The following is a 13,785-nucleotide window of genomic DNA, read 5'->3' on the forward strand; positions in this document are numbered from 1 at the left end:
ATTCTCATCTCGCTGAGAGGTGTTGTTGTGAACAGGGAGGAACGTATGGCAAAACAGCCAGTTGTCATCCGAGTGTGGTGCAGAGAGGAAGATCTGCATAAGACCGCTGGGATGTTATCCTGGACGGTTGGGCACCGGGTTGAAATACCAGAGGAGGTAACCCATAAGACAAAGACCTATTTTTTTATTATCACTGAGATTGAAGAGTACGAGGACGAGAATGTAGTGCGTGCCTCTATGGGTTTCGACATTATTGGCAAGGTGTCAGGGGTAATTGATTGGGAGGTCATGCCCAAAGAGTTTGACCCTAAGCTGACCTCTACACAAAATGATGACGTTATGAATTCCTTGCTTGAGGTGTTCGACAATTTGCCCATCCCTATCTCAATTGTGCAACGCGCCGATGGTACCTTCGCATGGAAGTGGAGGCATGCCAGTGGCCAGGCGCCGACGATGATGGAGGCGGTAAAGGCTGCGCTGATCCATATCATGAAATCGTACAAATTGATCCAGCAAGAATTGATCGGTTGATATTGACGGAATACACAATCTAGCAGCTATGGAGGTACATATGAGTCGAGAGCCTTATCGTATCGAAGTTACAGAAGATGGTTTTGTACAGGGCCGTGAAAAGCTGGAGGGGGCAGGCGCTGCTCAAGCGTTCGGACCCTGGATCGTACTGTGTGCCGCTATCATTGTCGGTTTGCTCATCGCTACCTTCTGGTCACCCACATTTGTTGATACGGTGATCGGGATGAACATCGCCCGTACTGTGCTGGGAAGCAACCCCGCAACGGCTGTATTTACCAATGTCTGGTTTAGCATTATCTTTGCGATTGCCGCCGGCCTGGCAAATACCTTTACCGCCTGCAATTGTGTGGTGTTCAGTTGTATCGCGCCCCTCTCCAGCCAGCAAAGTCAAGGGGCAAAGCGTGGAGTCGCATCGCTGCTCATGTGGATGGCTATTGGTATTATTGTGGTGACGACGCTGTACGGTATTATCGGTACATTGCTGAACAAGCAGATTCCTATGCTCTCCCATGCCGTGTTGCCTTTTGGACAACAATTTCCTGTACGCTTGCTGCAGTCGAGCGTCGTCTTTGTTATTCTAGGCATCGTCCTGTGCTATTGGGGACTGACGGCGCTGCAGTTTGCCAGAAACCCCTTTCAGAAACTGGTTGAGCGCCATTCCTGGCTAGTCTCCCTTTTCCTGGGAATCATTGTTGGTTTCTTTAGCGTGGGCCGCCCCTATCCATTGTTCCAGGAGCTTTTGACATATGCAAGCGGATCTGGCAATGTGCTGCTCTCCGCTCTTTTACTGGCACTCCAGGGACTGTGCAATATGGCGATCATGGCCCTGGTATTTGTGCTATTGATCTATGGTACCCGCGGACGCTTTGTGCGCTGGCTGCAGGCGAATCCGGCGCGGAGCAGAGCTCTCACGGCTTTCTCTCTTGTCGTCGGTGGCATTTTCTTGATTGCATACTGGGGGATTCGTCTCCCTTCACATTTTGGTATTGGCTGGTTCCCGACCTTCTGATCTTTATCTATATGTATGCTATTGGGCCTGGTACGATCAAACGATACCAGGCCCAATTTTGCTGCCACCAGGCGGTAGACCAGGGTGCAAGCAGCAGGCATACTCTACGCGGATGCCGGGAGTTTCATATATTCAGCCACAAACCGCATAGTATCAAAACAATCCTCTTTCACACGTCCCTCGCGACAAACGGGATAGAGAATGGGATAGATGTTGCGATCAATCATCCACTGCATTTTTTTGCGGCGTTGTGCTGGCGAGCCAATGACAGCAAATTGCTCCATCATTTCATCTGTCACCAGATGGCGTGCCTTAAGGATACCTTCTGTGCGCCAGACCTCGCATAGATTGCGCACCGCTGGTCCATACCCTGATGCTTCCATGACCGGGAAGAAGTGTGGAGCGCCAAAGAAGTATGTCAGGCAGGTTCTCAAGGCATCTAGTGATTCATCACTATCGTCGGCGGTTGTCATGGTGAGGGTATAGAGAGCGATATCATCGGGGTTGCGCCCAATTGCTTTGCCTTCACGCTCAAATATTTCTCGATAGCGATAGTAAGATGCCTCGGAAAGTCCATTGGATATGACACCATCGGCCTGCCTGGCCGCCAGCGCGATCATCTGGGGTCCTAGAGCAGAGAGGTAAATACGTGGTGGTGTCTCTAATGGTCCCTCACGCAGACGGAATGCGAATATGTTATAAATTTTTCCCTGATAGGAGAAGCGCCTGGGTTGGCCTGCCTTTACAACTGCATCACTTGGGAGGCCAACAATCGGGCCACCCAATTGCTCATCGCTTTGAGGTGTCAGTATTCCACGTATAATATCGATTGTCTCTCTGGCTCGCTGTATCGGACGATCAAGCGCAATACCATGCGCGGCTTCCATCCAGCTACCGCCACCTGTTCCAATACCATAATGGAGGAAGCGGCCGTTACTGAGTCGCGAGATCGTAGCTGCTCCTATTGCTAATAGTGTAGGCGTACGAGAATAAAAGTTCACATCCCCTGTTCCCAGGCGAAGCGTGGTGGTTCCCGCTGCGACCTCAGACAGAACGGCGAAGCTCTCTTTCCCATCGCCTTCACCTACCCAGAAGCCTTCATATCCGAGTTCTTCGGCTTCCCGGGCATATTGTACAATCTCTTGCATAGATAAATCCCCTGTATTTACCAGGGATACACCCATATGATCTAGCATCAAACGCACCTCCCATTGCGAGTTCTCTCATACTGTCATGTTGAAATACATGTAATGAAAATTAAGTAGCAAATCTCACTTCTGAAAAAGTATAGTGTATTATCTCCAAGAATGCTTCTTTTTAATTGCTTCTTTAATACAGCAATTAAAAAGAAGCAAAATATTGGAAAACCATTTATTATTGTTATGATGTACTTTGTATGATAAGGTGCCGCTTCTAGCGGCGCAGGGAAAAGGAGTGAGGGGAGCAGGATCGCCCCTTTGCTTTTATATCTGGGAGTGAGACGCAGTTCCATCGGTGTGTACTTATGCTTTATGACGAGGAGGAGACGATGAGCCAGTCAACGAAACTCAATTTAAATTCACCCATATTCAAAGCCAACCCCTATCCTACCTTTGCTCAATTGCGTGCTACGGATCCGGTTCACCTGTATGCTTCAACAGCTGAACACAAAACGTGGCTGATCACACGCTATAAAGATGCGGATGCAATTCTTCGTGACGACCGATTTGTCAAGGAACGACGTAACACGTTGCCTCCCGAGGAAAGGGCGCCCATACCAGAAACTCCTCCTTCACCCGCTGATCTCATGAGTCTGATGATGACCGACTTTGATCCACCTACTCATACACGATTGCGCTCGCTGGCGAATCTATCCTTTACCCCGCGTATGGTTGAACAGCGGCGTGAGCGTATTCAGCAGATCACGGATGAGCTCATTGATGGGGTGGAAGCGAAGGGCACGATGGATATCATCGAGGAGTTTGCATTTCCGCTTCCGATGCGGGTGATTGCCGAGATGTTAGGTGTGCCTGCTGAAGATAGCGTTCAGTTGCATGTGTGGACAAAAACTATTGCTGACGCGCTTGGTGATCCGGTTGCTTTTCAGCAGGCGGGCGTGCAATTACAGGCTTTCCACACATACCTGCATGACTTGATTGAGAAAAAACGCCGAAACCCTGCCGATGATCTGGCAACCAGGCTGATCCAGGCGGAGAGCGAGGGAGAACATCTTTCTAAAAGAGAACTGATGACGATGATATTTTTGCTGATCGTCGCCGGACACGATACCACAGCCAGTATGATCGGCAATAGTATGCTTGCACTATTAACCCATCCTGACCAAATGAACTTACTCCGAGAAGATCCTTCCCTGATCAAATCTGCGGTAGAGGAGTTCCTGCGCTATCGTAGCCCATTTATGCAAGCGACGTTTCGCTGGGCTCGTGAAGATATTCAGATTGGTGGCAAACAGATCCGTTGTGGGGATGGGATACTGGTCTCGCTGGCCGCTGCCAACCATGACGATGAGGCATTTGTTGATGCAGAGCATCTGGATATTACACGCCGCGAGAATGCCCATCTTGCCTTTGGTAAAGGCATCCACTATTGTATTGGGGCACCTCTGGCACGGATGGAAGGGCAGATCGCGATCGGATCTCTGCTACGCCGATTCCCTGCTATCAAATTGTCCGTTGATCCGGCGACCCTGACCTGGCGTCCAGGCTCGATTGCGCTGGGATTAAATCATCTACCGGTGAGCTTTTAGTATACACATAAGGAGAAACATGGCTACAAATACTTCCCCTTCTCCCCATGGTGATGCTTCTCACAAGAATCAACTTGCTCAAAGTCTGGCGAAACAAATAGATGCCTTATTGAGGGAATTAGTAGCCATAAACCTGCTTACGGAGCAAGATCAGCGTATTCTTTCTTTACGCATGGGGCTGAAAGATGGCAAATGCTATACGTTAGCCGAGATTGCTGCTCTCCTCCATAAATCACCAGAGTTGATACGTAGCCATCAATATTTTGCTATGCGACAGCACATCAGCAATCCGCAGTTTTTCAAACTACTGGCTAGCTATGCACAAGTAGTTAAACTTCCTCGCGGCCTGGCGTATTATTTGCAGCGTTATAGTAAACCCGAAGATCTTAGTATACCCATTCAGGAATGGGATTTTGATTAAAGGGGGAACTGCAGGAATCAAACATGTTCTCAAAAAGAGCAAGATCTGAGAAGTAGGGCATTTGTGTGCATGTTATAATGTGCTTCATGAACATTGAGTATTTTGTGCGCAACAGTGTAATTTAGTAGTGTTAGAGTTAATGAGTTCATGCGCAACAACATGGAGTTGTGTTGCTCTGAACATGAAGAAAAGGTTGTACATCATGAGCAAGACTGCTACAGACCATGTCTATGAGATCATTGTGAATGCCAATCCGGAAGCTGTCTGGAAATCATTGACCGATGGACAGGAAACGCAGAAGTATTTTTACAATGGTCGCGTGGAATCTGACTGGAAAGTTGGTTCTGATTATCATTTCTACGCTCCAGATAATTCTGTTGTCTCACAAGGAAAAGTTGTAGAGATTGAGCCACACAGTCATCTCAAGCAGACCTGGGTACCTTTATGGATTGGCAATGAGACTTCAACGGTGATCTGGAATCTTCAGCCGTTAAATGGCACAACGCTTGTGAAACTGACTCATACCGATATCAACGACGCTGCATTTGAGCAGGCGCAAATGCATGTTGGCTGGATCTATGTTCTCTCCAATCTGAAAAGCGTGCTTGAGACTGGCGAATCCCTTCCACCCATTTTTGAATAATGTGGTTGAGATTTACCCATTGAACCCTCCCATTGGAGGTATATCAGATTTCTCTTCTCTGACTCTCAAATGCGGGGAAATTCCATGTCGTAAAAAATTGTGTGCCGGAGGCAAAAGTACTCAGAGCGTGTGATGATCTTTTATTGGAGAAAACAGCATTGATGAGAGAGACGAGTGTCCTGCAAGCTTGCTGCAAAATACCACCGCACTGGCTGCAGTGCAACGTCACAAGTTACGCCAAGTTCCGCCAGTGTCACCGGACCGCTCCGCCCCCAGTGCTGCGTTTGATTCCTGAGCCTGATATGGCTCCCGAAGGGGACGATTCTCTGTAAAGAAGAGAGGATCGCCCCCTTTTCTGCATTGAGCCAGGCATTGTGCCAGTGAAGCGCGACAAAGGCGAGGAAGCGGCAAATGCAATAGCAACATATGGCATTCACCGGCTGATAGCATGCTCGATCTTTACGAAACATCTGCTCACCGCGCACCAAAGGTTCTCCACCATGATATTTGTCATGGGCAAATCTGGAGAGATTTCACTTCTCCTTCTGTTCATGCACGGGTACACTTGGGCGTAGGAGCAGGCGCTCCATCGAAACGAAGCGTTGAAGGAGGAGCGAGGCATGATGAGTTCCTACATCGTTCTGTGGACCGCCTTTTATGTCGATAGTACTCGTCGCATCTCATTGCCCAATCACCTTCCACCGCTCACGCTGTGGGTGCCTTCCTGCCAGATCGATTTTCCATTTCTCGTGCTGTCCCTCCCTCGCTTTGCTCGTGCTTGGGTTGCACCATCCACGAGATCAAGCATGGAAAGAAGGAAATACTATGAGTAGACAGAGCCAGGCCTTCCCGTCGAACGATAGAAGCCAACCTGATGCCGATGTTCTCGTTGCCCCCCTGGAGACACTTGACCGAACAACCCTTCCACTCGCTGGTGGAAAGGCTGCCAATCTGGGGGAATTGATCCAGGCAGGTTTGCGCGTCCCGGCGGGCTTCTGCGTCACCACGACTGCCTATGAGCGGATCGCAGCTCATGCGGGGCTTCACACCCAGCTTTTAGAGCTGGCGTCTGTTTCCCGTGAGGGCCGCGCAGAAAGACTCGTCGAACTGGCAATCGCCATCCGCACGGCCTTGAGAGAGACTTCTCTGCCACCAGAGGTGGTCGAAGCCATCACGAAATCCTATCAGGCCCTCTCCGACGGCTCGCCCATTCCGGTTGCCGTTCGTTCCTCCGCGACGACCGAAGATCTGCCCGATGCCTCTTTCGCAGGTCAGCAGGAAACCTTTCTCAACGTGATCGGCATCGATGCGGTGCTCTCTGCTGTCCACCAGTGTTTTGTCTCGCTCTGGACAGATCGTGCGATAGCGTACCGAGCTAGTCTCGGCATTGGTCCACAAAGCGTGCGCCTGGCGGTCGTGGTGCAGAGGATGGTGGTGCCCGAGGTGGCTGGTGTCCTTTTTACTGCTAATCCCCTCACTGGGAAACGGCGAGAGGCCGTCATCGAGGCCAATCCGAATCTGGGTGAGGCTGTGGTTTCCGGTATCACCAACCCAGATCACGTTGTCGTCCGAACGAGGACGGGTGAGATCATCGAACGGCGTCTGGGCGAGAAACAGGTCGTGATCCAGGCCAATGCCTCTGGTGGGACACGCACGATCGAGGCGCGTTCCTCTCACCCGCATTTCTGTCTTTCTGATGAGCAGATCCACACGCTCTCAGCTCTTGGAGCGCGCGTTGAGGCGCTCTATGGGACACCACAGGATATCGAGTGGGCCCTTGATGCCGCAGGCTCCATCTTCCTGCTCCAGGCACGACCCATTACGACACTTTTCCCCCTTCCGGCGGGCGCTCCATCCTCCGATGAGGAGCTACGTGTCTATCTGGCCTTTGGCGTTCAACAAGGCACCTATCGCCCTTTCACGCCGCTGGGTACATCCAGCTGGCGGCTCCTTACATCCGGACTGCTCACGCTCATCGGTCATCCCCCTGCCGATCCGTTATCCGGCCCCAGCTTTGTGCAAGAGGCCGCCAGCCGTCCGTTCTTCGAGGTCACGGCGGCGCTCCGCAGCGCCTTTGGTCGTCGTTTCCTCATCGAATCCATGCGCGAGGCGGAGGTCCATGCAGCCACCAGTTTCGAGCAGCTCACCACCGACCCACGACTGTCGCTGCGGAGGGTTCGCCGGCTTGCCGTTGCCCGCGCCCTCCTGCTCCTGTTTGCTCGTACCCACCTGCCCTGGTATCTGCTACAAGCTCTTATCGCGCCCCGCGTTGCTACCAGACGGGTGCAGCGTGACATTTCACAGCTCCGTTCCGGTTTCCAGCTCGACCCAGATGCTCCAGCTCGTGCCCATCTGGCAGAAGCGGAGCGCCTGCTGCTGGAGAGCACCCGTGTGGCCTTTCGTGTCTCACCTGTCATGCTAGCTGGCATGCAGAGCTTTGTGCTGGCGAGACGGCTGCTTGGGGATCTGGCTTCGGAGAGTGAGTGTCAGCGCGTCCTGGGTGGCTCACCGGCCAATCCCACTACGCAGATGAACCTGGCCCTGTGGAAACTTTCCGAGCTTCTGCAGGCAGATGAGTCGAGCCTGCACCTGCTTACGACGGCGCCCCCTGCACATCTGGCCCAGGACTATCAGCTGGGACAACTCCCCGCGCTCTTGCAAGAAGGGATGACGCATTTCCTGCAGGAGTACGGCCACCAGAGCATCTGCGACCTGGACCTGGGGATGCCGCGTTGGTCAGAGGACCCGACCTATGTGTTTGATCTCCTTACCGGATACCTCCAGTTGCCGGAAAGCGCACACACGCCAGATCTTCAACTGCAACGGGCTGGGGATGCTGCATCTGCCATGATCGAGACACTTTCACAACGTACCAAGCGTCAGCATTGGTTGCGCGGATGGTTGGTGCGCTTGTTGCTCATCCGTGCTCATGCGCTTGCTGGTTTCCGCGAGATGACGCGCTTTGTCCTTGGGTTGCGGCTTGCCCAGGCCCGCTCTCTGCTTCTGCCTGTCGGGGAAGCACTTCGGCAAGCAGGGAGGCTCGGAAAGGCCGCTGATGTCTTCTTTCTGACCTTCCCCGAAATCCATGCGGCCCTTGGGGGAACTGACCAGCGAGCGACCGTCGCGGCGCGACGAACGACCTTTGATCGGGAACTGAAACGGCGGCATATTCCCCTGGTCCTGCTCTCCGATGGGACCGAACCGGCATTGGTGCGACCGTCTGAGCGGGAAGGAGCGGCCCTGCGGGGAACGCCTGCCTCCCCAGGCCGGGTGACGGCTCCGGCACGCGTGATTCTCGACCCCGAAGCGGCTCAGCTCGCAGCAGGGGAGATCCTGGTTGCTCCCTCAACCGATCCTGGGTGGACCCCCTTGTTTCTCAAAGCCGCAGGGCTGGTGATGGAGGCAGGAGGAGCCATGGCACACGGGGCGATTGTGGCCCGCGAATATGGCCTTCCCGCTGTCGTCGGGGTAGCTGGCGCGACAGAACGGATTACGACTGGCAGCCTTCTGACGCTTGACGGCAGCGCGGGAATCGTCACCATTGAGTCCAGGGAGTGAGCCAGGCCACCCCTGCTCTCTGCAGTGGTACAATGAGGGTGTGAACAAGGGAAGGTCGAGTGCAGGCAACAGGAGGAAGACATGCACATCAGCCAGGGTCAGCAAACAAGAGAACACGCCATGAACGCTGAAGGTCCTGGGGGCACCACGTTTTCAGAGGATGTGATTACTTCGAGTGGGATCACCTTCCATCTCTGGCGGCTCTACCAGCATGCCTGGCTTGTGTGCCTCTTCTTTCCGCTGCTGGCGCTGGTTCGCGAGCCCCTCGCCACCTGGCGTCTCGTCTTGGGCCTGGTGTTCCTCCTGGGGTTCGCGGTCAGTTATACCTGGCTGATGTGGCCCCATCCCGCCAGTCGGAAAGCATCTGCGTGGGCAGGCTCCTGGCTCTCACTCCTCCTCTTTGCCACCCTCTCGCTCCTGGTGCTCGCGTTCACGCTCACCTATGGTCTGTCCTTTCTCTGGCTCTTGATTGGCGTGAGTGCTCTTGCCGGAGTGCTGTTCCCGATGCGCAGCGCGTTTGCCATTATCGTGATCTTCACGCTCCTCCCACTCTTCCTTACGGTAGGGATGACAGGAGGTCTGGCAGGCGTGGATTGGTGGTGGCTCATCGCGCTCATGCTGCTGGTGCGAGGACTGGGTCTGGACATGATGGGAGTGGCTCGCATGGGCAGGGCCATTCAGGAACTGCATACCGCACGTCGAGAGCTGGCCCGCCTGGCGGTCATCGAAGAGCGCGAGCGCCTCGCCCGCGATTTGCATGACCTGTTGGGGCAGGCCCTTTCCATGATCTCCCTCAAAAGCGAACTTGCCTCCTGCCTGATTGAGGAAGATCCCAAACGCTGTGCTCAGGAACTCTCCGAGATCGAACACGTGTCGCGAAAGACGCTGCGCGAAGTGCGTGAGGCCGTGGCTGGATATCGACAGCCGACCCTGATCAGCGAACTGGAGGGAGCCCGGCAACTCTTAGAGGCAGCAGGGATTCAGGCACAGATTGAATCTCTCCAACCACCCCTGCCGCCTACGCTGGATGCCGTACTCGCCTGGACGGTGCGCGAAGGGGTAACGAACCTGATCCGCCATAGTCGTGCACAGCAATGCTGCATTCACCTGAAACACAAGAACGGGAGAGTCAGCGCCGAAATCCTCAACGATGGCGGGGAACGGAGGACGGAAGAAAGACCTCCTCAGAGGGGCTCTGGCCTGGCCGGTCTGCAGAAGCGGATATCACCACTGGGGGGAACGCTGGAGGCTGGTCCATATCTCCTCCAGGGTAAACAACACTTTCGCCTCTATGTGGAACTGCCGTTTGAGACCAGACGAGAAGCATGGGTTGCGGAGGGAGATGGCTCATGATCCGAGTGTTGCTCGCAGAGGACCAGGCGATGGTGCGTGGAGCGCTCTCTGCTCTGCTGAGTCGAGAGAAAGATATCGAGGTGGTCGCGGAGGTGGGACGAGGCGATGAAGTCGTACACATGGCGCTGATGACGCAGCCAAATGTTGCCTTGCTCGATATTGAGATGCCGGGTCTTGATGGACTCGCAGCAGCACAGGCGCTGCACGATGCTCTGCCCAACTGTCGGAGTGTCATCCTGACCACCTTTGGACGTAGCGGCTATTTGCGTCGGGCCATGGAGAGTGGCGCAGTCGGGTTTCTCCTCAAAGATGCGCCGGCCGCGGACTTAGCGATCGCGCTTCGGCGCGTGATGGCAGGCGAGCGCGTAGTTGATCCTGACCTGGCTCTGTCCGCGCTCTCTGAGGGGAATAATCCGCTCACCAACCGGGAGCGAGAAGTGCTGGTCGCTGCTCTCCCCGGCCTCAGCCATGCCGAGATCGCCGCACGCCTTTCTTTATCCGAGGGGACCGTACGCAATCACATTTCCGCAGCGATGCAGAAATTAGGGGCACGCAATCGGATGGAGGCGGCGCGGTTGGCTGAACAAAAGGGATGGTTGTGAAAGGCTGAAGCGTTCCGAATGTGGCGTATCTCGCTGCTCTTGATGCCGTCGATGCGCACGGGCGGGCGCTGCCCACCCGCGTCATCTCCCACGCCGTCGTAATGGGCTCCGATGGGAATGGGAGGCATGAGAAGCAGGTTTCATACCCTGTGGTGCTCCACGCTAGCGGGCTGCTGTTGTTGATACCGATGCTCTACAAGTGTTAAAAAGTAGCGGATCCGGGTGGCGAGCTGCGTGGCTGTGTGTTCGAAGGCCTGGTAGCGTTGTTCCGGGGTTCCTTCTGCCTGGACAGGATCGGGAAAGCTCCAGTGGATGAGCTCCGTGTTATCTGGCCAGGTGGGGCATGACTCGCGCACCCGATCACAGACCGTAATGACATAGTCAAAATGCTGATCGCCCAGTTCATCGATATGCTTGGAACGAAGGCGGCTATGATCAACATGCAGGGACGCTAATACCTGCATAGTAGCAGGGTGGATACCGGCCGGCTCCGTGCCTGCACTGGCGACCTCAACGCGCCCACTGCTCATCTGCCGCAACAGGGCTTCCGCCAGCAGGGAACGTGCGCTATTGTGGGTGCAGAGGAACAGAACGCGGAGTGGTCGTTCCGGGATTGGCCACTGTTGCGGATCAGATGGCACCTCCAGGCTCCCAATTGCTGGATGTAAGACGCTGCCTGCGCTCAGATAGAGCACGCGCAGCGCTTCGAGATCAAGGCTATAGTATAGCGATCGCTCATCCGCGCTGCTGCGCCGCTCTGTGACCAGATGGTGTTCACGCAGTTTCCGCAAATGGTACGAGACAACATTCTGGGGTTCATGGAAGTCTTGAATGATTTCTTGCACGCTCCGATCACTATGCGCCAGGGTCGTTACAATGTTCCAGCGGAGCTCATGTGCCAGGACTTTCAAGAATTCGGGGACGTGTGGTGTCGAATGTGTTGTGTTCATATTCGTCGTTCTCCCTTTTACTGGCAAGATCTATGAGAAAAGTGCTGGTGGTACCAGGACGCTTCCTCCGAAGTAAGGCCCAGCTCGAGGTAAGACAGGCACTTTTCTCGCACGATGTGAAGATTAGGCGCGGTCCGGTTTTTTTATTGCCTCGATTGGTGTGATGTCGGGCGTCGCTCGTAACCATTGATAGAGAGCCGCACTCAGGCATGTTCCAATGATGGGGGCAATGATATAGACCCATTGATCTTGCCAGGCTCCTGCAATCAATGCAGGTCCCAGGGAACGAGCTGGATTCATGGACGCGCCACTAATCGGGCCCCCCCACATGGCATCCAGGGTCACTGCAGCGCCAATTGCCAGCGCTGCCAGTTGTCCAACGGCTCTGGTATCAGTCGCCACAGAGATAATGACCATCATTAAGACCGCTGACAGGAGCACTTCCAGGCCAAATGACTGCCAGACGCCACCTGCTGGGATGGTGGCTCCTAATGATGCGATGGGGCCGAAGAGCCCGCGAAGGGCAACGGCCCCGAGCACGGCGCCCAGGATCTGAGCCAAAATATAGAAAGGGACCTGTCTCCAGGGAAAATGGCGCGTGAGTGCAAAGGCAATGGTGACCGCTGGATTAAAATGTGCGCCAGAGAGATGACCCGTGGCAGCGATCATGACCATAATAATCAAGCCGAAGGTGAGTGCGACCCCCACATGTGTTAATGTATGGGTCTGGGTATCGACCATGATGGCACCACAACCAGCGGTAACAAGGGCAAAGGTACCCACACCTTCTGCGACGGCTTTTCGTGGTAAGGATGTCTGCAACATCAGGCTACCCCTAAGATAGCAGGATCCTCGACCCAGGCGCGCAACTGACACTCGATCGCATCACGCACCTGTCGGAATGAGGTAAGTCGTTCTTCCTCTGTTCCCTGAACAGCCGCGGGATCGGGGAAGCTCCAATGGATGCGTGTCGCTTTCCCTGGAAATACAGGGCACTGCTCTGCAGCATTGTCGCAGACAGTGATCACGTAATCAAAGGGCTGATCAAGAAACTCATTGAGATGTTTGGAGCGGTGATGGCTAATATCGATCTGGCATTCAGCCATAGCCTGAATGGCCAGGGGATTAACCCGAGAAGGCGCGGTGCCTGCACTCTCAACATCCATCTGCTCACCAGCCAGGTGGCGGAGCCAGCCTTCCGCCATTTGGGAACGTGCGGAATTTCCTGTGCACAGGATAAGGACCCGTTGTTTCATTGCGTTGTTCCTTTACCTATCAGTATGCTCGTAAAACAAGGCGCTTGTATTGAACATGTAGGTACGAAGCTGGATGAAATTGCTTCGCTGCGCATTTATTCAAAATATATTGATACAAATATTATTGATGTAATTAAGATACCAGAAAAAAAGCTTCACTGCAAGGCGTAATGCCTTCCTTCTTTCCTGCTGCGAGAAAAGGAACATGAACACGCTGATCTGATTTCCTGCTGCTGAGATCAGGTATCAGACTATTCTCCTTACTGTTTCTCTCTTCACCTTTTGAAGAAGCCCTGCTTTCCCGAGTGTTGCGGTATCTTATCCATGTGTAAAAAGACCTTACCGAGGCAGTGCGATCCGGATTTGATCAGCCTTGGTGTCAAGGGCAAGTGGAAGCTCAGGCCCACCGCCTCAAGCTAATTAAAAGACTGGCTATCGCCGGGTGACCCGAGCGTTCCAACGAAAAGGATGGAGCGTCAATCACAAACGGGTCTTACGAGTGATGCAAGAAGAATCCTTGTTGTGCCAACCACAAACTCGAAGCATGGGTATGGCGTCTACGAGAATTTGGTCAAAACGGCCAGTATTGACGCTCCCAATCAAGTGTGGGATGGGTTCTCTCACCCTGGATTGATACCCAGTCGCACTGGCTGCAGGAGTCAGACTCGATCAAAGCCGATTCCTAAGTAGTAAAGGCACGAGTTACGACAATACCT

Annotated in this window: 14 protein-coding genes; 10 read left to right on the forward strand and 4 right to left on the reverse strand. The window is 53.9% G+C overall.

Annotation, left to right across the window (positions count from 1 at the left end; all coding sequences use genetic code 11):
- Positions 1-45: 45 nt before the first annotated feature.
- Together KTT_RS24425 and KTT_RS24430 are read left to right on the forward strand one after the other, a co-directional pair.
- Positions 46-531: a hypothetical protein gene (locus KTT_RS24425; protein WP_126599178.1), complete on the forward strand. Its 486-nt coding sequence runs from the start codon at positions 46-48 to the stop codon at positions 529-531.
- Between the two features lie 40 nt (positions 532-571).
- Positions 572-1,540 carry a hypothetical protein gene (locus KTT_RS24430; RefSeq protein ID WP_126599180.1) on the forward strand — a complete coding sequence of 323 codons (969 nt, stop codon included), beginning with the start codon at positions 572-574 and terminating at the stop codon, positions 1,538-1,540.
- A 104-nt stretch (positions 1,541-1,644) separates the two neighbouring features.
- On the opposite strand, the gene KTT_RS24435 is transcribed toward KTT_RS24430, so the two are convergent.
- Positions 1,645-2,688, reverse strand: a complete 1,044-nt coding sequence (locus tag KTT_RS24435; protein ID WP_160146100.1) for an LLM class flavin-dependent oxidoreductase — start codon at positions 2,686-2,688, stop codon at positions 1,645-1,647.
- A gap of 380 nt (positions 2,689-3,068) precedes the next feature.
- On the opposite strand from KTT_RS24435, the gene KTT_RS24440 reads away from it, so the two are divergent.
- From KTT_RS24440 to KTT_RS24465, 7 genes are all read left to right on the forward strand, one after another.
- Positions 3,069-4,286, forward strand: a complete 1,218-nt coding sequence (locus tag KTT_RS24440; RefSeq protein WP_126599184.1) for a cytochrome P450 family protein — start codon at positions 3,069-3,071, stop codon at positions 4,284-4,286.
- A 19-nt stretch (positions 4,287-4,305) separates the two neighbouring features.
- A complete protein-coding gene (locus KTT_RS24445; RefSeq protein ID WP_126599186.1) occupies positions 4,306-4,707 on the forward strand; it encodes a sigma factor-like helix-turn-helix DNA-binding protein in 402 nt (133 codons plus the stop codon).
- 202 nt (positions 4,708-4,909) lie between these two features.
- Complete coding sequence (locus tag KTT_RS24450; RefSeq protein ID WP_160146101.1) at positions 4,910-5,350, forward strand: SRPBCC domain-containing protein; 441 nt, start codon at positions 4,910-4,912, stop codon at positions 5,348-5,350.
- Between the two features lie 620 nt (positions 5,351-5,970).
- The gene (locus KTT_RS36265; RefSeq protein WP_160146102.1) at positions 5,971-6,183 is read left to right on the forward strand and encodes a hypothetical protein; all 213 of its coding nucleotides are present in this window, start codon (positions 5,971-5,973) and stop codon (positions 6,181-6,183) included.
- The gene (locus KTT_RS24455; RefSeq protein ID WP_160146103.1) at positions 6,176-8,908 is read left to right on the forward strand and encodes a PEP/pyruvate-binding domain-containing protein; all 2,733 of its coding nucleotides are present in this window, start codon (positions 6,176-6,178) and stop codon (positions 8,906-8,908) included. The genes KTT_RS36265 and KTT_RS24455 overlap by 8 nt, the downstream gene beginning before the upstream one ends.
- Positions 8,909-8,989: 81 nt before the next feature.
- Positions 8,990-10,261: a sensor histidine kinase gene (locus tag KTT_RS24460; protein WP_126599192.1), complete on the forward strand. Its 1,272-nt coding sequence runs from the start codon at positions 8,990-8,992 to the stop codon at positions 10,259-10,261.
- Positions 10,258-10,863, forward strand: coding sequence for a response regulator transcription factor (locus tag KTT_RS24465; protein WP_126599194.1), 606 nt, complete (start codon positions 10,258-10,260; stop codon positions 10,861-10,863). Before KTT_RS24460 ends, KTT_RS24465 begins: the two co-directional genes overlap by 4 nt.
- A 140-nt stretch (positions 10,864-11,003) precedes the next feature.
- Here KTT_RS24465 and KTT_RS24470 read toward each other — a convergent pair whose 3' ends face one another.
- From KTT_RS24470 to KTT_RS24480, 3 genes are all read right to left on the reverse strand, one after another.
- Positions 11,004-11,813 carry an arsenate reductase/protein-tyrosine-phosphatase family protein gene (locus KTT_RS24470; protein WP_126599196.1) on the reverse strand — a complete coding sequence of 270 codons (810 nt, stop codon included), beginning with the start codon at positions 11,811-11,813 and terminating at the stop codon, positions 11,004-11,006.
- 123 nt (positions 11,814-11,936) lie between these two features.
- Positions 11,937-12,638, reverse strand: a complete 702-nt coding sequence (locus KTT_RS24475) for an MIP family channel protein (RefSeq protein WP_126599198.1) — start codon at positions 12,636-12,638, stop codon at positions 11,937-11,939.
- Complete coding sequence (locus KTT_RS24480) at positions 12,638-13,069, reverse strand: arsenate reductase ArsC (RefSeq protein ID WP_126599200.1); 432 nt, start codon at positions 13,067-13,069, stop codon at positions 12,638-12,640. The genes KTT_RS24475 and KTT_RS24480 overlap by 1 nt, the downstream gene beginning before the upstream one ends.
- A 442-nt stretch (positions 13,070-13,511) precedes the next feature.
- Between KTT_RS24480 and KTT_RS24485 the strand changes: the two genes are divergently transcribed.
- Entirely contained in the window at positions 13,512-13,703 is a 192-nt protein-coding gene (locus KTT_RS24485; protein ID WP_126599202.1) for an IS3 family transposase, read from the forward strand.
- Positions 13,704-13,785 lie beyond the last annotated feature (82 nt).

Source organism: Dictyobacter aurantiacus, from assembly GCF_003967515.1.
GTDB classification, from domain to species: domain Bacteria; phylum Chloroflexota; class Ktedonobacteria; order Ktedonobacterales; family Ktedonobacteraceae; genus Dictyobacter; species Dictyobacter aurantiacus.

What these genes read in the sequence shown, in the direction of transcription:
- KTT_RS24430 (WP_126599180.1), top strand. Translation starts at nt 572, where the DNA reads ATGAGTCGAGAGCCTTATCGTATCGAAGTTACAGAAGATGGTTTTGTA.
- KTT_RS24470 (WP_126599196.1), bottom strand. Translation starts at nt 11,813, where the DNA reads ATGAACACAACACATTCGACACCACACGTCCCCGAATTCTTGAAAGTC.
- KTT_RS24480 (WP_126599200.1), bottom strand. Translation starts at nt 13,069, where the DNA reads ATGAAACAACGGGTCCTTATCCTGTGCACAGGAAATTCCGCACGTTCC.
- KTT_RS24450 (WP_160146101.1), top strand. Translation starts at nt 4,910, where the DNA reads ATGAGCAAGACTGCTACAGACCATGTCTATGAGATCATTGTGAATGCC.
- KTT_RS24475 (WP_126599198.1), bottom strand. Translation starts at nt 12,638, where the DNA reads ATGTTGCAGACATCCTTACCACGAAAAGCCGTCGCAGAAGGTGTGGGT.
- KTT_RS24440 (WP_126599184.1), top strand. Translation starts at nt 3,069, where the DNA reads ATGAGCCAGTCAACGAAACTCAATTTAAATTCACCCATATTCAAAGCC.
- KTT_RS24460 (WP_126599192.1), top strand. Translation starts at nt 8,990, where the DNA reads ATGCACATCAGCCAGGGTCAGCAAACAAGAGAACACGCCATGAACGCT.
- KTT_RS24465 (WP_126599194.1), top strand. Translation starts at nt 10,258, where the DNA reads ATGATCCGAGTGTTGCTCGCAGAGGACCAGGCGATGGTGCGTGGAGCG.
- KTT_RS24435 (WP_160146100.1), bottom strand. Translation starts at nt 2,688, where the DNA reads ATGCAAGAGATTGTACAATATGCCCGGGAAGCCGAAGAACTCGGATAT.
- KTT_RS24445 (WP_126599186.1), top strand. Translation starts at nt 4,306, where the DNA reads ATGGCTACAAATACTTCCCCTTCTCCCCATGGTGATGCTTCTCACAAG.
- KTT_RS36265 (WP_160146102.1), top strand. Translation starts at nt 5,971, where the DNA reads ATGATGAGTTCCTACATCGTTCTGTGGACCGCCTTTTATGTCGATAGT.
- KTT_RS24455 (WP_160146103.1), top strand. Translation starts at nt 6,176, where the DNA reads ATGAGTAGACAGAGCCAGGCCTTCCCGTCGAACGATAGAAGCCAACCT.
- KTT_RS24425 (WP_126599178.1), top strand. Translation starts at nt 46, where the DNA reads ATGGCAAAACAGCCAGTTGTCATCCGAGTGTGGTGCAGAGAGGAAGAT.